Annotated in this window: 18 protein-coding genes and 2 pseudogenes; 10 read left to right on the forward strand and 10 right to left on the reverse strand. The window is 68.2% G+C overall.

Translation table 11 applies throughout. The features are described 5' to 3' along the window. Positions 1-2 precede the first annotated feature (2 nt). From ACFJI0_RS06700 to ACFJI0_RS06725, 6 genes are all read left to right on the forward strand, one after another. Positions 3-791 carry a quinoprotein dehydrogenase-associated SoxYZ-like carrier gene (locus ACFJI0_RS06700; RefSeq protein ID WP_382323872.1) on the forward strand — a complete coding sequence of 263 codons (789 nt, stop codon included), beginning with the start codon at positions 3-5 and terminating at the stop codon, positions 789-791. After that, a complete protein-coding gene (locus ACFJI0_RS06705; RefSeq protein WP_382323873.1) occupies positions 788-1,753 on the forward strand; it encodes a quinoprotein relay system zinc metallohydrolase 1 in 966 nt (321 codons plus the stop codon). The genes ACFJI0_RS06700 and ACFJI0_RS06705 overlap by 4 nt, the downstream gene beginning before the upstream one ends. A gap of 256 nt (positions 1,754-2,009) precedes the next feature. Beyond that, on the forward strand, positions 2,010-3,707 hold the full coding sequence (locus tag ACFJI0_RS06710; protein WP_382325551.1) for a PQQ-dependent methanol/ethanol family dehydrogenase: 1,698 nt from the start codon (positions 2,010-2,012) through the stop codon (positions 3,705-3,707). 82 nt (positions 3,708-3,789) lie between these two features. Beyond that, positions 3,790-4,110 carry a c-type cytochrome gene (locus ACFJI0_RS06715; protein ID WP_382323874.1) on the forward strand — a complete coding sequence of 107 codons (321 nt, stop codon included), beginning with the start codon at positions 3,790-3,792 and terminating at the stop codon, positions 4,108-4,110. Between the two features lie 24 nt (positions 4,111-4,134). Continuing rightward, on the forward strand, positions 4,135-4,443 hold the full coding sequence (locus tag ACFJI0_RS06720; protein ID WP_382323875.1) for a hypothetical protein: 309 nt from the start codon (positions 4,135-4,137) through the stop codon (positions 4,441-4,443). Between the two features lie 147 nt (positions 4,444-4,590). After that, positions 4,591-5,964: a hypothetical protein gene (locus ACFJI0_RS06725; protein ID WP_382323876.1), complete on the forward strand. Its 1,374-nt coding sequence runs from the start codon at positions 4,591-4,593 to the stop codon at positions 5,962-5,964. A 51-nt stretch (positions 5,965-6,015) separates the two neighbouring features. Here the strand turns inward: ACFJI0_RS06725 and ACFJI0_RS06730 are convergent, their stop codons facing one another. The 9 genes and pseudogenes from ACFJI0_RS06730 to pqqA form a co-directional block, all read right to left on the reverse strand. Then, positions 6,016-6,438 carry a hypothetical protein gene (locus tag ACFJI0_RS06730; protein WP_382323877.1) on the reverse strand — a complete coding sequence of 141 codons (423 nt, stop codon included), beginning with the start codon at positions 6,436-6,438 and terminating at the stop codon, positions 6,016-6,018. A 231-nt stretch (positions 6,439-6,669) separates the two neighbouring features. Then, positions 6,670-7,314, reverse strand: coding sequence for a hypothetical protein (locus ACFJI0_RS06735; protein WP_382323878.1), 645 nt, complete (start codon positions 7,312-7,314; stop codon positions 6,670-6,672). A gap of 12 nt (positions 7,315-7,326) precedes the next feature. After that, positions 7,327-7,938 (reverse strand): hypothetical protein, encoded by a 612-nt coding sequence (locus ACFJI0_RS06740; protein WP_382323879.1) that lies wholly within the window; start codon positions 7,936-7,938, stop codon positions 7,327-7,329. Continuing rightward, complete coding sequence (locus ACFJI0_RS06745) at positions 7,913-8,650, reverse strand: hypothetical protein (RefSeq protein ID WP_382323880.1); 738 nt, start codon at positions 8,648-8,650, stop codon at positions 7,913-7,915. The genes ACFJI0_RS06740 and ACFJI0_RS06745 overlap by 26 nt, the downstream gene beginning before the upstream one ends. After that, complete coding sequence (gene pqqE, locus ACFJI0_RS06750; RefSeq protein ID WP_382323881.1) at positions 8,647-9,774, reverse strand: pyrroloquinoline quinone biosynthesis protein PqqE; 1,128 nt, start codon at positions 9,772-9,774, stop codon at positions 8,647-8,649. Before pqqE ends, ACFJI0_RS06745 begins: the two co-directional genes overlap by 4 nt. Continuing rightward, positions 9,758-10,021: a pyrroloquinoline quinone biosynthesis peptide chaperone PqqD gene (gene pqqD, locus ACFJI0_RS06755; RefSeq protein ID WP_382323882.1), complete on the reverse strand. Its 264-nt coding sequence runs from the start codon at positions 10,019-10,021 to the stop codon at positions 9,758-9,760. The genes pqqE and pqqD overlap by 17 nt, the downstream gene beginning before the upstream one ends. A 112-nt stretch (positions 10,022-10,133) precedes the next feature. Beyond that, positions 10,134-10,699: pseudogene (gene pqqC / locus ACFJI0_RS06760) on the reverse strand (pyrroloquinoline-quinone synthase PqqC). A 179-nt stretch (positions 10,700-10,878) separates the two neighbouring features. Continuing rightward, positions 10,879-11,795, reverse strand: a pseudogene (gene pqqB / locus ACFJI0_RS06765) (pyrroloquinoline quinone biosynthesis protein PqqB). A 72-nt stretch (positions 11,796-11,867) separates the two neighbouring features. Beyond that, on the reverse strand, positions 11,868-11,942 hold the full coding sequence (gene pqqA, locus ACFJI0_RS06770) for a pyrroloquinoline quinone precursor peptide PqqA (RefSeq protein WP_068167214.1): 75 nt from the start codon (positions 11,940-11,942) through the stop codon (positions 11,868-11,870). Between the two features lie 96 nt (positions 11,943-12,038). On the opposite strand from pqqA, the gene ACFJI0_RS06775 reads away from it, so the two are divergent. Together ACFJI0_RS06775 and ACFJI0_RS06780 are read left to right on the forward strand one after the other, a co-directional pair. Next, positions 12,039-13,103, forward strand: coding sequence for an alpha/beta fold hydrolase (locus tag ACFJI0_RS06775; RefSeq protein WP_382323883.1), 1,065 nt, complete (start codon positions 12,039-12,041; stop codon positions 13,101-13,103). Next, complete coding sequence (locus ACFJI0_RS06780) at positions 13,100-14,095, forward strand: MBL fold metallo-hydrolase (RefSeq protein WP_382323884.1); 996 nt, start codon at positions 13,100-13,102, stop codon at positions 14,093-14,095. Before ACFJI0_RS06775 ends, ACFJI0_RS06780 begins: the two co-directional genes overlap by 4 nt. Here ACFJI0_RS06780 and ACFJI0_RS06785 read toward each other — a convergent pair. Continuing rightward, the gene (locus ACFJI0_RS06785; RefSeq protein ID WP_382323885.1) at positions 14,072-16,129 is read right to left on the reverse strand and encodes a sigma-54-dependent Fis family transcriptional regulator; all 2,058 of its coding nucleotides are present in this window, start codon (positions 16,127-16,129) and stop codon (positions 14,072-14,074) included. The genes ACFJI0_RS06780 and ACFJI0_RS06785 overlap by 24 nt on opposite strands. 442 nt (positions 16,130-16,571) lie before the next feature. Here ACFJI0_RS06785 and pedF point away from each other — a divergent pair, with 442 nt between their 5' ends. Together pedF and ACFJI0_RS06795 are read left to right on the forward strand one after the other, a co-directional pair. After that, entirely contained in the window at positions 16,572-17,063 is a 492-nt protein-coding gene (gene pedF, locus ACFJI0_RS06790; RefSeq protein ID WP_382323886.1) for a cytochrome c-550 PedF, read from the forward strand. 14 nt (positions 17,064-17,077) lie between these two features. Further along, the gene (locus tag ACFJI0_RS06795; protein ID WP_382323887.1) at positions 17,078-17,950 is read left to right on the forward strand and encodes a substrate-binding periplasmic protein; all 873 of its coding nucleotides are present in this window, start codon (positions 17,078-17,080) and stop codon (positions 17,948-17,950) included. Positions 17,951-18,175: the final 225 nt, after the last annotated feature.

The raw sequence follows: 18,175 nt of genomic DNA on the forward strand, positions 1-18,175 counted from the left end.
GCATGCTGCGGCGCCGAACCTTGCTCTGGGGCGGCCTGCTCGGCGCGCCGCCGCTGTGGGCTGCCGCCGAAGACCGCACCGGGGGCGACCCGCTGGGCTCCATGCAATGGCCCACGCTGCGTCGGCAGTACCTGCGCGATGCGCCCATGGTGTTTTCCGAGGCGGTGACGGTGCGCGGCCCGGCCTTCGCGGACGACGCGATGAACGTGCCGCTGCTGGTGGACGCGCGCGGCCTGGCCCGCACGGGCGGCGGTGTGGCGCGCATCCTGGTGGTGGTGGACCGCAACCCGGTGCGCGAGGTGTTGGCCTTCGAGCCCTTGCGCGCGCTGCCCATGCTGGCGTTCCGCATCCGCATGGAACAGGCATCGCCGGTGCGCGCGATGGTGCAGACGGCGGACGGCCGCTGGCACGTGGGCGGCACCTGGGTGCAGGCGGCCGGTGGGGGCTGCACGGTGCCCGGCGCCACGCGCGCCGACGGCTCGTGGAGCCGCACGCTCAACCAGGTGCAGGCGCGCTTCTTCCCGAATGTGATCGAGGGCAGCCGTCGCCTGCGCGTGCGCGTGATGCACCCGATGGACACCGGCCTGGTCGCGGGCATCCCCGCGTTCTACATCGAGCAGCTGCAGCTGGTGGACAGCGCGGGCCAGGCCTGGTGGCGCCTGGCCCTGCACGAGCCGGTGTCGGAAAACCCGCTGCTCACCTTCGAGCTGCCGCCGCAGCACGTGGGCGGTTTCCGCCTGACCGGGCGCGACAACAACGGCAACCGCATCGATGCCGAGGTGCCCGCGTGACGGTGCGCGGCGCGCTGGCCTCAGCGGCCCTGCTGTTCGCGGCCATGGTCCACGCGCAGCCGCAGCCCGACGTGGCGCGGCTCGACCATGGCCTGCGGCCGCGCCAGGTCGCCGAACACACCTGGGTGATCGAAGGCGCGGTGGCCGACTTCTCGCGCGCCAACGGCTGCAACATCATCAACACCGCCTTCATCGCCACGGGCGAGGGCGTGGTGGTGGTCAACACCGGTCCTTCGCGCGGCTATGGCGAGCAGCAGCGCCGCGCCATCGAACAGCTCACGCACGAACCGGTGCGCCACGTGTTCAACCTCAACCTGCACCCCGACTACTTCTTCGGCAACCAGGCCTGGGCCGACCGCCCCACGCAGGCCCTGGCCGGCAGCATCGCAGGCATGAAAGCCGAGGGCGCGGCCTACGCCGACAACCTCTACCGCCTGTGCGGCGACTGGATGAAAGGCACCGAGCCCACACCGGCACGCGAAGCCATCGAACCGCGCACGCTGAGCCTGGGCGCACACACGCTGGAGCTGCGGCGCCTGAGCGGCCACACCGGCGATGACCTGGTGCTGATCGACCACCGCACCGGGGTGCTGTTCGCCGGCGGCCTGGTGTTCGCCGAGCGCGTGCCCACCACGCCGCACGCCGACCCCGCCGCCTGGCTCGCCAGCCTGGACACGCTGGCGCAATGGCTCACCGCGGGCGAGGTGCGGCAGGTCGTGCCCAGCCACGGCCCGGTGCACAGCGGGCCGGTGGGCGTGCAGCAGACGCGCGACTGGCTGCGCTGGCTCACCACGCTCATGCAGGCGAGCGCCGAACAAGGCCTGGACCTGAGCGAGCTGCTGCGCACGCCCGTGCCCGCGCGCTTCGCCGGCTGGGCCGCGCAGCCCGCCGAGCTGCACCGCAGCCTCGTGCAGTGGTACCCGCGGTACGAACAGCGGGCGCTGGATTCGCGCGCGCGCTGAACCCTGTTGCAGGGGTTGATTCGTTTCTGAACAGTGTCACAGCCGCGACCCGCCGCGAGGCCCGGGCGTGGCGCATTTCAGGCCGGAAAACCGCTCGAAAACGCTGGCATGGATGTTGCCATTTGCTGTCTGTGCAAACCCCGACGGCCGCAGGGCCGGGGTGTTCACGGGCGGCCGGGCATGGTGCTCGGTCGCAGGCATCACACATCCACGAACGAGCAGGAGACACACTGTGAAACGCACCCTATTGAGCCTGATGATTCTGGCCGCCACCGCCCACGTGAGCGCCCAGGGCGTGACCGACGCGATGATCGCCGACGACGCCAAGACCCCCGACAACGTGTTGAGCTGGGGCCTGGGCACCCAGGGCCAGCGCCATTCCACGCTCAACGGCATCACCGAGCGCAACATCAACAAGCTCGTGCCGGTGTGGTCCATGTCGTTCGGCGGCGAGAAGCAGCGCGGCCAGCAGTCGCAGCCGCTGGTGCACAACGGCAAGATGTTCGTCACCGCGTCCTACTCGCGCATCTACGCGGTCAACACCAAGACCGGCGAGAAGCTCTGGAAGTACGAACACCGCCTGCCCGAAGGCATCATGCCCTGCTGCGACGTGATCAACCGCGGCGCCGCGCTGTACGACAACCTGGTGATCTTCGGCACGCTCGACGCGCAGCTGGTCGCGCTCGACCAGAACACGGGCAAGGTGGTGTGGCGCGAGAAGATCGACGACTACGCCGCCGGCTACAGCTACACCGCCGCGCCCCTCATCGCCGAAGGCCTGCTGATGACCGGTGTCTCGGGCGGTGAGTTCGGTGTGGTCGGCCGCGTGGAAGCACGCGACCCGCGCACCGGCAAGATGGTGTGGACGCGCCCCGTCGTCGAAGGCCACATGGGCTACAAGGACGGCAAGGAAAACGGCATCACCGGCACCACCAACGCCACTTGGCCGGGCGAGACGTGGAAGACCGGCGGCGCGGCCACCTGGCTGGGCGGCACCTACGACGCCAAGACCGGCCTGGCCTACTTCGGCACCGGCAACCCCGGCCCCTGGAACAGCCATGTGCGCAAGGGCGACAACCTGTACTCGGCCTCGACCGTCGCGATCGATGTGAAGACCGGCAAGATCGTCTGGCACTACCAGAGCACGCCCAACGACGGCTGGGACTACGACGGCGTCAACGAATTCGTCACCTTCGACATGGACGGCAAGCGCATGGGCGCCAAGGCCGACCGCAACGGTTTCTTCTACGTGAACGACGCGGCCACCGGCAAGCTGGTCAACGCCTTCCCGTTCGTGAAGAAGGTGACCTGGGCCACCGGCATCGACCTCAAGACCGGCCGCCCCAACTTCGACGACACCAACCGCCCGGGCGACCCGACCGCCGCCGGTGGCGACGGTGCCAAGGGCAAGGCGGTGTTCTCCGCGCCGGGCTTCCTGGGTGGCAAGAACCAGATGCCCATGGCCTACAGCCCCAAGACCGGCCTGTTCTACGTGCCCACCAACGAATGGGGCATGGAGATCTGGAACGAGCCCATCACCTACAAGAAGGGCGCGGCCTTCCTGGGCGCGGGCTTCACCATCAAGCCGCTGTTCGACGACCATATCGGATCGCTGCGCGCGATCGATCCCAAGACCGGCAAGGTGGCCTGGGAAGTCAAGAACAGCGCGCCGCTGTGGGGCGGTGTGCTCACCGCCGGCGACCTCGTGTTCTGGGGCACGCCCGAGGGTTACCTGAAGGCCGCCGACGCCAAGACCGGCAAGGTGGTGTGGCAGTTCCAGACCGGCTCCGGCGTGGTCGCGCCCCCCATCACCTGGACCGAGGGCGGCGAGCAGTACGTCAGCGTGGTCTCGGGCTGGGGCGGTGCCGTGCCGCTGTGGGGCGGTGAAGTGGCCAAGAAGGTCAACTTCCTCGAACAGGGCGGTTCGGTCTGGACCTTCAAGCTCATGAAGTGATGTGGTGTTGGGGGTGGCGTGGCCCAGGCCATGCCACCCCTTTTTTCTGTCCCTTCTTTCCTTCCTTTCTCCGGTGCCCGCCATGCGTTACCTCCTGATCCTCCCCACTGTGCTGGCCGGCCTGGCCCAGCACGCCACCGCCGCCGACCTGGCCGCCGTGGAACTCGCCAAAGCCAATGGCTGCTACACCTGCCACGCCAACGCCGACAAGGTGGTCGGCCCGGCCTTCAGCGCCATCGCGGAAAAATACGCGGGCGACAAGGACGCCGCGGCCTCGCTCGCGCAGTCGATCCAGAACGGCTCCAAGGGCAAGTGGGGCCGCATCCCCATGCCTGCGCATCCCAGCCTGAACGCGGCCGACCTCAAGACCCTCTCGGCCTGGGTGCTCACGGTCAAACCCTGAGCCGGTCTACCCACCTGTCCCGCCATGAGCGCGCAGACCGATCTGTGCCACCCCCGCACCCTGCTGGGTGCGGCCCTCGCGGTGCTGTCCAGCGTGGGCGATGACCGCTACCGGGCGCATGCCGAATTCCGGCTGGCCCGGTACGCCCAGGCGCGCGAGATCTGGCATGGCCTGGCCGAGGCGGGCAACGCCGAGGCCCTGTTCATGCTCGGCGTGCTGGCCGATGAAGGCCTGGGTGAACCGCGCAACCCGGCCCGGGCCGAAGCGTTCTTTACCCGTGCTGCGCGGGCGGGCCACGCCAAGGCGCGGCGCCAGGTTGGTTTGTGTTCGTAAGCAGAGGGGGAAACTGACGAATAGTGTGAGCGCCGCCACGCGCGTAGTTCCGCACGGTGATCCTTCGTTCAATGGGATACATTCCGGCAGCGGCCCACGTGGTCACAGGTGATTCGCTCAAAATCTTGCAAGCAACGAGTACAACCCGTGAGCAACGAAAAAATTATCGATGTGTTTACTCGATCTGCAGATTCTTGGATCTGCGATGACTACAACATCGACATTCGCTATCTGGCAAATGCGGACGCTCAAGGTGCTTGCCTTTTGGATGCGCATATCACCTTGAATCCGCTTCCGGGCAAGCGTGGCTTCGGCTTTCACTTCGAGGGTGCCGGTCATTTTCTTGGACACCTGCAGCCGGGTCGTTTAAAGAAGAAGGCGCTCACTGAGATATTGAGTGATGCGGTGAGAGGGCGAGTCAGCCTATCTGGGCGCAGCATGCAACTCGCCGTGGATCGGTCCCTTGACTACTATTCGGAGATGATGAATCGCGACCGGTGGTTCTCTGATCTGCATCTTCAGGTGTCTGGTACAGGACTGTCATCGCCCTCTTCGATTGATATGGTTGAGGTTGACAACAAACTTCGAGCTTCAACACCTCCATTTGATGGTCTCTCGGACGCTCTAGCTTGGCTGGGGTTGCGTTCTCCCGAGGCCACTTCGCGCCAACCGGCGATAGCCGTCCGCGTTGGACCGCCGGTTGATCTCATCTTCGACCAATGTGTACTTTCGCAAGATCGGTTGAAGCTGACGCTCCACGCACATCCGCGCTTTGATGTGGGGCGCGTGGGACTCGCTTTGCGTTCGGTTCCAGATGTGGCTTTGAGTGGAAGAATCCAAGTTGCCCAAAAAATTAAATGGGCTCGAGTCCGTGGCGGCGTTCGAACAGGAGTCCTAGACCTTGAAGTAAAACAGACAGATAGCGTGTTGGCAATGCTGATGATTGAGGAGGCGACTGTCCGACGACAGTGGTTTGTCGATCCTGCAAGAGCTCGAAACAATCGATTGCTAGCGACTCAACATTTCGATAGGGAACTTCGAATGCTCCGACAAGCGTTGTTTGAATCTACCGATCCAACGAGATTTGAGAATGGCGTCGCTTCTTTGTTGTTTCTTTTCGGATTTTCTCCAGCCGTTCAGCTTGAAACGGATGCGCCTGATGTGATCGTCACCACGCCCTTAGGTCGTTTGGTGATTGTCGAGTGCACTACGCGCGTCTCTGATTTCGGTACAAAGCTAGGGAAACTGGTAGATCGGCGCGGAGCTTTGTCGAAGCACCTCGCAGCAACAGGCCATTCTGCCGAGGTATCAGCAGTTCTTGTATGCAGGCTGCCTCGGGATCAGATCGCCGCCCATGAAGCTGACTTGAGGTCACGTCAAGTGCTTCTCGTATCAGGTGATGAATTGCGCAGGGGCATAGACAGCGCGCGCACTCCGAGCGATCCCGACGAAATGCTTCAGAAAGCCTTCAGTCGACTGACGGTCACTTCTTCATCGGAGCTCAACGGTCAGCGTCATTAGCCGAAGTCCAAGTTCCGCGTCCGTCATCAAGCCTTCTGCGGATACTTTTACCTACCGCACCCACACCGCCGTCAACCGCCCGCCGACCAGAAACCCGGGCGGCACGGTCTCCTCGCGCTCGAACTTCACCAGGCCTTTGCCCTGGCAGTACCACTCGCGGCTGGTGAGCGGCACGTCGGTGAAGCCGTTCACCGGGTCGGTGAAGAGGTTGAGCTTGGCGCGGCCCACGACCCGCAGACACGGCTTGTGCGTGCCGGTGGGTGTCTTCACCTCGTCGTCCACGGCCTCGATGCGCCAGGCCATCGGCGCGCGGTGGCTGTAGCGCAGTTCGCGCGGGTGCTCGTTGCGGCGCAGGATCAGGTAGGGCACGGTGGGCGTGGTCCATTCGGTGCCCACTTCGTAGGGCGCCTTGAGCACCCACAGCGGTTCCTTGTCGGGCGTGGGCTCGCGGTCGATGTCGGTGCGCGTGCGCAACGCGGCGAATGCCTTTTTCGTCGCTCAGCAGGTGGTAGCTCACGCCGGCCGAATGGTGGCGCACCTGGGTGCGCTGGCCGGCCACGGTCTGCGGCGCGGTGACGGTGAGCGTCCATGTCTCGGGCGGTGGCGCTTCGTCGCTCTCCACCGTCACGGCGTAGACCATGCGCTCGCCCTCGATCAGCGGAAACCAGCCTTCGCCGCCACCCTGACCGCTGCAGCTGGTCAGCATTACCCAGGTTGCAACGCTCGCCGGCATCCCCTTCCAGACCCACCCTGGATCCGGCTTTGCCGGGCCCGTGGTGGGGTCCCCCGCTCGGGGGGGAAGACGCGAAGCGGCGCAGGGGGGCTCATTTCTCCGGCAGCTGCGCCGCGCGGCAGGTCGCTCAGCTTGATCTGCAGGCGGTCGTTGCCGGCCGGGCGCAGCCAGGCGAAGCCGCCCGCACCCGGCACCGGTTCGGTGCTGCCCATCTGCGTGTTGCCGTCGCGCGCCTTGCGCAGGCCGTCGCCCAGGATGCGGTGCAGGTCCTTCTCGTAAGGCAGGCGGTGCACGCGCGGCATCGCCAGCGGCTGGTTGTCCGTCATGGGATTGACCCAGATGTAGATCGCGCCGGCGTGGCCTCGGCCCGGGCTGGGTTCGTCGAACACGGCCGAGAGCAGCACGAAGCGCGGGGGCAGGGGAGCGTCGCTCGGCCAGCCCGCGATGCCCTGCAGCGTGGCGTGGCTCAGCGCGTAGAAGCCGCTGACCAGCAGCACCGCGCCCAGCTTCACGCCCCAGTGCCAGCGCGTGGCCAGCAGCAGGCACAGCAACAGGAAGGCCAGCAGCGCGTACACCAGCACCAGCCACAGCAATTGGGAAGAGACGGTGGGGATCATGGGAAGCGGTGTTCAGAGGCCCGTGCGTTGCACGATCGCGAGCGGTCGGGTGTTGAGGTCGGTCACGCTGCCGGCCTCGTCGAGGGTGAAGCGCACCAGCGTGCGCTCGTCGCCCTTGCGTGGGATCTGCTGCGTGCCGGTGTAGACGATCTCCGCCTGCGGGTTGACCTTCACCACCGCCACCGACACATCCACCGGCTGCTGGTCGCGCGAGTCGTAGTAGTGCGCGTTCACCACGTACTCGCCCGGCACCAGGCCACGCAGCGTGACGATCTCCTGCCGCACCGGGCTGCGGATCTCGCGCCCGTTGACGATCACGCTGTTGTTCTTCGCGCCCCGGTCGTCGCGGTCCAGGTGCAGCATGCCGGCGTCGCGCTGGCGGAACCACAGCGTCTTGCCGCCCGGCTCGTTGACCCAGGCGTCCACGTCGTTGGGATTGTTGTCGGGCCAGGAGATGGTGACGATGAACTCGGCCTTGGCCGGGATGTCGCCGCTCTTGCGCGCCTTGGGGTTGAAGGCGAGCAGCGCGATGACGAAACAGAAGACGAACGCGATCAGCATGTTGAACAACATGTCGTAGAACGGGTCGGTCTCGGTGTCACGGACCGCTCGGCCGATCGCCATCGCGCGCCTCCGGGGTCGGTGTGGTGGCCAGCGTGTCGGCGATGAGCGCGTCGGCGAACCGGTCCAGCCGCATGAGCTGCAGGCCCAGCAGGATGTTGCCGGTGAGGCCGGTCACGGTGGTCAGCAGCGCGATGCCCAGGCCGCCGGTGAGGTTCTTGAGCAATTGCGTGGACTGGCTCGCGTCGAAGCTCTGCACCTCGCCGAGCTGCAGCGCGAGGATGGAGAAGCCGATCACCTTGCCCAGCAGGCCCAGCTTGAGCTGGATGCCATTGAGCCACCAGGCCATTTCGTGCGGGCCGTGCGCGCGCTCGCCCAGCACCTGCAGCCAGACCGTGGGGTCGGCACCGGCCCGCGCGCAGCCGTCGCGGTACTCGGCGCTCCAGGTGTCCAGCGGGTCTTCGCGCGCGGCGTCCAGCCGCAGGCGCTGTTCGCCCAGCACCCAGGCGCGGCGGCCGGCCCAGAGCGAGCCGCCGATGAACAGCAGCACGATGACCACGGTCAGGCCCGTGGGGTCGGCGTGCACCAGCCGGTGCCAGGCGCCGGCCTGCCACAGCAGCAGGGCGCCGAAACCCACCAGGCCCATGAAGGCGAGCCACAGCAGGAAGAGACCGTGCGGCGCGTGCTCCAGCGCGAACGGGCCGCGCCGCAGCACCGGCAGGTGGCTGACCACCGCCGCGCCCAGCATGCGGTGGTGGCCGGTGGCGGTGTTCATGCCGGCACCTCGGGGTGCAGGCCGCGCGACTCGGTGTCGCTGCGGAACACGATGGGGATGTGGCGCTGCGCGGGCGCCTGCTTCACGAGTTGCACCACCTGGTCGTGGTGGGGAGACTTGCCGCACACCGGGTCGGCCTGCGCCGCGTCGCCCGTGATCTGGAAGGCCTGGCAGCGGCAGCCGCCGAAGTCCTTGTGTCGCTCGTCGCAGTCGCGGCAGGGCGGCTTCATCCAGCCATCGCCCCGGTAGGCGTTGAAGGCCTGGCTGGTCCGCCAGATGTCGGCCAGCGGCGTGTGCGCCACGTTGGGCAGGGCCAGGCCGGGCAGGTTGCGCGCGTTGTGGCAGGGCATCGCCAGGCCGTCGGGCGCGACCGAGAGGAACACCGAGCCCCAGCCGTTCATGCAGGCCTTGGGGCGCTGCTCGAAGTAGTCGGGCACCACGAACAGCAGCCGGCAGCGCGAGCCGATCTGCTCGCGGTAGCGGTTCACCACCGCTTCGGCCTCCACCAGCTGCTCGTGCGTGGGCATGAGGTGGTCGCGGTTGACCCAGGCCCAGCCGTAGTACTGCGTGTTGGCGAGTTCGAGGTATTCCGCGCCCAGGTCCAGCGCCATCTCGATGATCGGGCCCACGTGTGGCAGGTTGTGCCGGTGCAGCACGCAGTTCATCACCATCGGCCAGTCGTGCGACTTGATGATGCGCGCGACCTTCTGCTTGAGCTCGAAGGTGCGCGTGTGGCTCAGGAAGTCGTTGAGTTCGCGCGTGCTGTCCTGGAACGAGAGCTGCACGTGGTCGAGGCCGGCGGCCTTCAGGCGCGTGGCGCGCGCGTCGGTCAGGCCCACGCCCGAGGTGATGAGGTTGGTGTAGTAGCCGAGCGCGTGCGCCTCCTGCACCAGCTCTTCCAGGTCGTCGCGCAGCAGCGGCTCACCGCCCGAGAAACCGAGCTGCGCCGCGCCCAGCGCGCGCGCCTGGCGCATCACGTCCACCCACTGCGCGGTGCTCAGCTCCTGCTGGATGCGCGCGTGCTGCGTGGGGTTGTAGCAGAACACGCAGTGCAGCGGGCAGCGGTAGGTGAGCTCGGCCAGCAGCCACAGCGGCGGGCCGGGCGGTTCAATCGATCCAGCCACGGCGGCCTCCTTCTTCGAGCAGGTCTTTCACCTGGCGGCCAATGCCCTGGATGGAAAACGTGGTCTCCAGATCCTCCACGATGGCGGCCAACGTGCGCTCACCATCGCAGCGTTTCAGGATCTCGGCCGCGCTCTCGTTGAGCTGCACCATGCCTTCGGGGTAGAGCAGCACCCAGCGCTCCTGCGCGGGCTCGTACTGCAGGCGGAAACGCCGCGAGAGCTTGGGATGGGTGGAGATGGCTGTCATGGTCGGCGCAAAGAGATCGTTGGACCAGCACACACCGCGGAACTGGCTCTGCCAGGCCGCTGGTGTGGTCCCCCCTCAGGGGGGAAGCCGCGAAGCGGCGCAGGGGGGGTCTTCATTGGCAGGCTTTCTCGATGGCATCGAGCATGTTCCAGAGGATGTCCAGCTTGAACTGCAGGATGTCCAGCGCGCGGTGCTGGGCCTCGCGGGTGTCGAAGTGCTCCAGCGTCACGCGCAGGCCGTGTGCCACGTCGCGCCCGGCCAGGGGGATGCGGTTGCGGAAGTAGGCCAGTCCCTCGGCCTCGATCCAGGGGTAATGCGTGGGCCAGGTGCCAGGCGGTCCTTGTGGATCTGGGGCGCGAACATCTCGGTGAGCGAGGAGCAGACCGCCTCCTGCCAGGGCGCCCTGGCGGCGAAGTTCACGTAGGCATCGCAGGCGAAACGCACGGCGGGCACCACGCCCTGCAGCGACCACAGGTCTTCGCGCGCGAGGCCCACGGCCTCACCGAGCCGCGTCCAGGCCTCGATGCCGCCGGCGGCCGAGCCTTCGTGGTCGCCATGGCCGTCGTGGTCGAGGATGCGCTCGATCCACAGCCGGCGGTGCGCGCGGTCGGGCATGTTGGCGAGGATGGCCGCGTCCTTGCGCGGGATGCAGATCTGGTAGTAGAAGCGGTTCGCCACCCCAGCAGCGCAGCTCGTCGGGCGTGCAGCCGCCGCTGTTCATGCGCACGTTGAACGGGTGGTGGATGTGGTACGAGCGGCCCTTCTCGCGCAGCTGGGCCTCGAACTCGCCGCGCGTCCAGGCTGGCAGGCCGGTGCGGGGGCGCGGGGTGGTGGCGATGTCCATGGCGTGCCCGCGCTCAGAAGCGGATGTCCATGCCGTCGCGCGCCACCTCGATGCGCTGGCGGGTGAGTTCATCGCGCTCGGGCGAGTCCTCGATCAGGATGGGGTTGGTGTTGTTGACGTGGATCAGCAGCTTGCGCGTGGTCGCCGGCAGCCGCGCCAGGTGTTCGATCATGCCGCCGGGCCCGCTCTGCGGCAGGTGGCCCATGTCGGCCGCGGCCTTGGGCGACAGGCCCAGCCGCTGCATCTCGTCGCCGGTCCAGAAGGTGCCGTCCACCAGCACCATGGCGCAGGTGCGATGATCGCCAGCAGCTCGGGCGTGACCTCGCCCAGGCCGGGGGCGTAGAACACGCGCGCGCCAGTCGCCGGGTTGCGCAGCACCAGGCCGATGTTGTCGCCCGGGCGCGGGTTGCCGCGGAACGGCGAATACGGTGGCGGCTTGGACGCGAGCGGCACGGCCTGCAGCTCGATGCCCTCCAGCCCGGGCGCGGTGAACGTGCGGCCGTCGGTGGGCACGGGATGGGGCGCCACGCCGCAGTAGTGCGAGAGCAGGCGGGTGATGGGAAAGCCGCTGTCCAGTTCGGACAGCACCTCGGGCGTGGCCAGCAGCGGCAGCGCGCCTGCGCGCTCGCGCAGCATCAGCAGGCCGGTGACGTGGTCGATCTGCGCGTCCATCAGCAGCACGGCGGCGATGCCACTGTCGCGCACCGCGCGCGCGGGCTGCAGTTCCGGCGTGTCGCGGATCTGGCCGAGGATGTCGGGCGAGGCGTTGACCAGCAGCCAGTCCACCTCGTTGGCGCTCACCGCGATCGAGGACTGCGTGCGCGCGTGGGCCATGAGCTTTCCGCGGCGCAGGCCGTCGCAGTTGGGGCAATTGCAGTTCCACTGGGGGAAACCGCCGCCGGCCGAAGAGCCCAGAACCCGGATGCGCATGGTCGATGGAGGAAGGTGAAGGGTCAAAAAAAGCGCACGCGCTGTTCACACGTGCGCTGGCGGATCGATCGATCAGCGGTTGGCGATGTACATCGTGATCTCGAAGCCGAAACGCAGGTCGGTGAAGGCCGGGGTGGTCCATTGCATGGTCGTTCTCCAGAAAGGGTTGGCATGAAACATGTCTGCAAGCCGGATGGCACCATCGCCACACCGGCCGCGACCCTGAACAGCAATATCGATGCCATGCAAAAGCCCCCGAACGCCACCCCCTGGCCAGCACCCCGGCGCCTGCCCGTCGGTGGCCTGCACCGCATGGCCTGGCGCGAGCTCGGCGCGGCGCGCGGCGAGCCCTGGCTGTTGCTGCACGGCGGGCCGGGCGGCGCCTGCCAGCCCGGCATGCTGCGGCCCTTCGACCTGCGCCGCCAGCGCGTGATCGCCCCCGATCAGCGCGGTGCCGGCGCCTCGCGGCCGCGTGGCCGCACGCAGGGCAACCACACCCTCGCGCTGGTGGCCGATCTGGAGCGCTTGCGCGAGCAGTTGGGCATTCAACGCTGGTCGGTGCTGGCGGGTTCCTGGGGCACGGTGGTAGCGCTGGCGTATGCGCAGCAACACCCCGCGCGCGTGCCGCGCCTGGTGTTGCGCGGCGCCTTCGCGCTCACGCGCCGCGAGATCGGCGGCCTGCTGTTGCCGTCGGCCAGGCGAGGGCAAACCCTGAGGGCGCCGGCCGCTTTGTGGCCGGTGCGGCCGGGTGACGGTGTGCCGGTGGCGTTGCAACGGCTGAGACAACTGATTCAAAACGGCACACCCGGTGTTGCATCGCTGCGCGCGTGGCGCGGCTGGGGCCTGCGCGAAACCGCCGACGCGGCGCATGGCCTGCGGCGCAGCCTGCGCCACGCGGCGCACACCGGCTCGCCCTGGGCGAACCCGATCCGCCGTGAATGGGCCGGCCTGCAGCGCCAGCAGCGGCGCGCGCTGGCGCGCCTGCCCCAGCCCGGTGTGCGCCGCAGCGACCGCGCGGCCCGGACCCGGTACCGGGTGCAGGCGCACTACCTGCTGCACCGGGGTTTCATGCGCCCGGGCGGGCTGGACCGCGCGGTGGCGCTGCTCGCGCGCGAGCGCATCCCGGTGGACTGGGTGCATGGGCGCTTCGATGCGATCTGTCCACCGGCCAACAGCGCCCGCTGGGCCGCGTTGGGCCGGCGGGCGGGTGGCCCGGTGGTGTTGCACCTGCCGCCCAGCGGCCACCTCGGTGGCGAGCCGACGATGCTGGCGTGTCTGCGCGCGTGCGTGAGGCGCTCGTTGCCATGAGAGCGGTGGGCGCCTTGCTGTTCGCGCTGTGTGTCTCCGTGAACGCACAGGGCCGCGACTGCCCGGACGGCGTGCCCTGGCAACCTGTGGCACCGGGCGTGTGGGCCTGGTCGCCGCCGGCGCCGCAGGAGATCTCGCCCGACAACGCCGGCCATGTGGTGCCGACCTCGGTGCTGATCGACGGCGGCGAGGCGTTGGTGGTGGACCCCGGCCCGAGCCATCGGCATGGCGAGCGCGTGCGCGCCTCGCTGGCCTGCCGCTTCGGGGTGCAGGTGCGCTGGATCGTCAACACCCACGCGCACGCCGAGAACGTGCTGGCCAATGGCGCCTGGGCCGACCGCATCGAGACCGGCCAGACCACGGTGCTCGCCACCGAGGGCACGCGCCGGGCGATGGAGCAGCGCTGCCCGGCCTGCCTGCAAAGCCTCATCGAACGCGCCGGCGCGCAGGCCATGGCGGGCACGGCCATCGTGTGGCCCACGCGCGGCCTGATCGAAGGCGCGGTGTTGGCGGTGGGCGCGCAGCGCCTGCGCGTGATGCGCGTGGAGCAGGGGCACACCGAGAGCGACCTGGTGCTCTGGCACGCGCAGCAGGGCGTGTTGTGGGCGGGGGGTCTGGTGTACGGCGAGCGCCTGCCCGAACTCGCGCAGGGCAGCGTGGACGGCTGGCTCGCCGCGCTGGACCGTTTGCAGGCACTGGGGCCGCGCCACGTGATCGGCGCGGTGGTGTCCAGCGCGCAGGGCGATTCAGGGCCCGTGGCTCTTTCGGGCACACGCGGCTACCTGCAGGCCTTGCGCGATCATGTGCTGAGCGCAATGGACCAGGGGCGCCACGCCGGCGAGAGCGCCACCGTGCCCATGCCCGAATGGCGCGGCTGGGCCGGCCACGCGCAGCGCCAGGACTTCAACGTGCAGCGCGCCTGGCGCGAGCTGGAGCCGCTGTGGATGCGGCAGGCGCCGCCGCCGGCTTCAGCCGAGCAGGTCGGGCGGTAGCTGGTCCTTCTTGCGGTAGATGGTGTTGCGCGAGACGCCCAGCGCCTTCGCCGCCGCCGACACATTGCCCTTGTGCAGACGCAGCATCTGCGCCATGGCGCTGAGCGTGACGTCCTGCAGGCGCTGGCCATCGCCCGGTGCCACCTCGCTCAGCGGCGCGGGCGGTGGCAGCGGTTCGCTGCCCGGGGCGGTGCCGAAGGACTCGGCCAGGCCGCCCTCCGCCGCATCGGCGGCCTGGGCGTGTTCGAGTTCGTCGAGGAAATCGTCGGGCAGGTGCGCCACGTCGATCACGCCGTCGCTGCCCACCATCACGACGGCGGTGCGCAGCAGGTTGTGCAGCTGGCGGAAATTGCCCGGCCACTGGTAGCGCTTGAACAGCGCCATGACATTGGGCGCGATGCCGATCTGCTGGCCCTGGTCGCACAGCGCCTTGAGGATCTTGTGCACCACCAGTTCGAAGTCTGTGCGCTCGCGCAGCGCCGGCAGGCGCACCACCAGGCCGTTGAGGCGGTAGTAGAGGTCCTCGCGGAAATCGCCGCGCGCGATCATGTCCTTGAGGTTCTTGTGCGTGGCGCTGATCACCGTCACGTCCACTTCCACCTCCTTGCCCGCGCCCAGTGGGCTGACCTTGCGGTCCTGCAGCACGCGCAGCAGGCGGGCCTGCAGGTGCTTGGGCATGTCGCCGATCTCGTCGAGGAACAGCGTGCCGCCGTGGGCCTGGAGGATCTTGCCGATGGAGCCCTTCTTGCGTGCGCCGGTGAAGGCGCCTTCTTCGTAGCCGAACAGCTCGGACTCGATCAGCGTGTCCGGGATCGAGGCGCAGTTCACCGACACGAAGGGCTGCGCCGAGCGCGTGGAATCGCCGTGGATGGCCTGGGCCAGCAGGTCCTTGCCGGTGCCGGTCTCGCCCAGGATCATCACCGGGATGTCGCGCCCCGAGACCCGGCGCAGCTTGTGGATCACCGTCGACACCTGGGGGTCGCCCGTGTCGAGGTACTGCAGCGAGGAGAACTGCATCTTGCGGCCGGTGGGCCTGAGCGGCTCGGCCGCGGCGGCGGCGCAAGCGGGTGCCGCGTCGGGCGCGGCGCCCGTGGGCTTGCCACCGCCCGACCAGGGGTTGGCGGCCTTGATCTTCACGCGGCACCAGACCGACACGCCGTTGTGCATGCACAGCTGCTTGGGCGTGGGCATGGCGCCGCTGAACAGCTCGAACAGGGCCGAGATCGGCATGCCGAAGAGCGAGGAGAAGGTGTGGGCCTTGAGCGCGCTGAACGGCAGCCCGATCTGGAACTGCGCGCTGCGGTTGGCCGAGAGGAAGCGGCCCTCGGGCGAGAACACCGCGATGCCTTCGACCAGCGTGCCCAGGAACTCGGAGCGGGTGTGGAAGTGGATGCGGATGGCCTTGGGGAAGATGTCCGCGAACATGTGGTTCTCGATCATCTGCGCCGACATGCGCACCAGCGCCAGCGTGTGCTGGTGGTAGCTGCGGTGGTCACCCGTCACGTCCAGCGCGCCGATGACCTGGCCGTAGGGATCGAAGATCGGCGAGCACGAGCAGGTGAGGAACTTGTTGGCGTCCATGTAGTGCTGGCTGCCGTGCACCGTGAGCGCTTCCTGTTCGCTGAGCGCGGTGCCGATCGCATTCGTGCCCTTGTTTTTCTCGGACCAGTCCATGCCGGGCGTGAGCGCGACGCGCGAGGCCTTTTCGAGAAAGTCGGTGTCGCCCAGCGAATGCAGCACCAGGCCCTTGGCGGAGGTGAGCAGCACCATGCTGTGGGTGTTCACGATCTGGTCGTAGAGCGTCTCCATGACCGGGGCGGCGTGCTGGAACAGGAATCGGTTCTCTTCCCGTGCATCGTTGAGCAGACCCACGCCGGGGCTGGAGAAATCGGGCGCGTCCGTGGAGTCGATGCCATAGGCCTGCGACCGGCGGTGGGCCTGGCCGATGGGATCGGGTGGTGCGTTGCCGTCCGGGCCGGGGGGCGCGGGCGCATCGTGTCTTCCGCCGGGAGGCGTGAAGAGGGCAGCACTCATGTTGTCTCCTGGATCCGGGGGAAATCCCCCCCAGTAGTCGGGCACCCATCGTGGCGGGTGCTCCGGGTCGTCAGACGGGCTGTCGTCTTGGTCGCGCGGGTTCATGCAATTCTCTTCATATCTGTCCCTGTGAGCAACACTGGTTAATCCCGAGATGCAACAGCGTGTCCCGGGTGTCACACCTTCGCTGTTAGCAAAGAGCCGGCCACCACCTGGGCCAGGCCGTGGCGCGCAAAGTTGACACACAAGGCGCCCATGAAGCGGCGGACTGTGACATCCGGTGCGATCGCAGGCGACCCGGTGATTCAAATTGGCACACCTTGCACGGGCCTGACCGGGCCTGCGGGCGGGCCCGTCCCTTGCGTGGCTCCGGTCCACGGCGCCATGGCCTGCAACTTGCTGTCCATGCCGGAAAAGACCCTTTCTGAACCGGAGACAACCCATGAAGATTTCGCGTTTCTCTCTTTCCTTGCGGGGCGCGCGCGGCCTGCTCGCGCTGGCCGTCACCTGCGGCGTGGCCGCCGTGATGGCGCATGGCGATGTGACACCGCAGGCGGTGGACACGAGCACCCTGCCGCAGCTGGGCACCAAGTGGCTCGATGCCAACCCCTACAGCAGCGGTCCCGCGAACAAGGAGGCGCTGCGCATCGGCACCTCGGCCTACAACCAGAACTGCGCGCGCTGCCACGGCCTGGAGGCGATCTCCGGCGGCATCTCGCCCGACCTGCGCAAGTTCGACGGCGAATGCTCGGGTTACGCCGACGCGGCGAAGAAGGCCGCGTGCTTCAAGGAGATGGACGACTACTACATGGCCACCGTGCGCCGGGGCCGCGTGCGCGACGGGCGCGTGTACATGCCGCCGTTCGAGGGCACGCTGTCGCAGGAGGCGATCTGGTCGATCAAGACCTACCTCGAAACCCGCCGCGAGCCCTGAGACGGGAGACGCGCATGACCACCACCCATCACCACCACCCCGACCGCCGCCAGGTGCTGGCGGCCCTGCTCGCCGCGAGCGTGCCACTGGCGCGCGCGCAGGCCGACCTGAGCGACCTCGAACGCATCCGCGCGAATGGCGCGCTGAAAGTGGCGGTCTACAAGGACAACGCGCCGTTCTCCGACGGCCCGGCCAACGACCTCCACGGCCTGGACGTGTCGATCGCCGCCGCGCTGGCGCGCCAGCTCCAGCTGAGGCTGGCGCTGCTGCCGTTCGACGCGGGCGAGAACATGAACGACGACCTGCGCAACATGGTCTGGCGCGGCCATTACCTGGGCTACGGCCCTGCCGACGTGATGCTGCAGGTGCCGGTGGACCGCTACCTGATGCAGAAGAACCGCCAGGTGATGATCCTCGCGCCCTACATGCGCCAGCAGCTGGTGCTGGCGCACGACACGCGCCGCGTCGCCGAGGTGCGCACGCCGGAAGACCTCAAAGGCCTGCCGCTGGCCGCCGAGCGCGGGGCCGGCGCGGCCAGCGCGCTCATGGGCCATGGCGGCGGTCTGCTGCGCGCGCAGGTGGGCATCCACAACAGCGGCGAGCAGGCGGTGCAGGCCGTGGTGGAGGGCAAGGCCGCCGCCGCGTATGTGACGCGCGCGCAGGCCGAGTCGGTGCTCTCGCACACCGATCCGAGGCCGAGCCACATCCGCCTGAGCACGCTCTCGCTCGGCGGCGTGCCCGACACCGGCTGGCCCGTGGGCATGGCGATCAAGGCCGAACACAAGGACCTGGGCCTGGCGCTGGAAGGGGCCTTGAAATCGATGCGCGACAGCGGCGAGCTGCTGGCCATCTTCCAGCAACATGGGCTCACGCTCACCGCGCCCTGACGCCCGACGCTTCAACACAGCCACTGGTTGCGCGCGCAACCAGTGGCTTTTTTCATGGCGCCGGCGTGTGTGCCGCTTTGAGACAGCCGGTTCGCTTGTGCACGGTTCCGGGACAGTGCGAACCCCGCATGTGTGCTTTCGTGCAGCGCTTCACCGGGCCCAAGCCCATGGCATGGAACTTGAAGAGAGCAGAGGGCCTGAAGACACAGGCCTTGCCATCAACGT

It is taken from the genome of Hydrogenophaga sp. UC242_53, from assembly GCF_042696965.1.
GTDB lineage: Bacteria > Pseudomonadota > Gammaproteobacteria > Burkholderiales > Burkholderiaceae_C > Hydrogenophaga.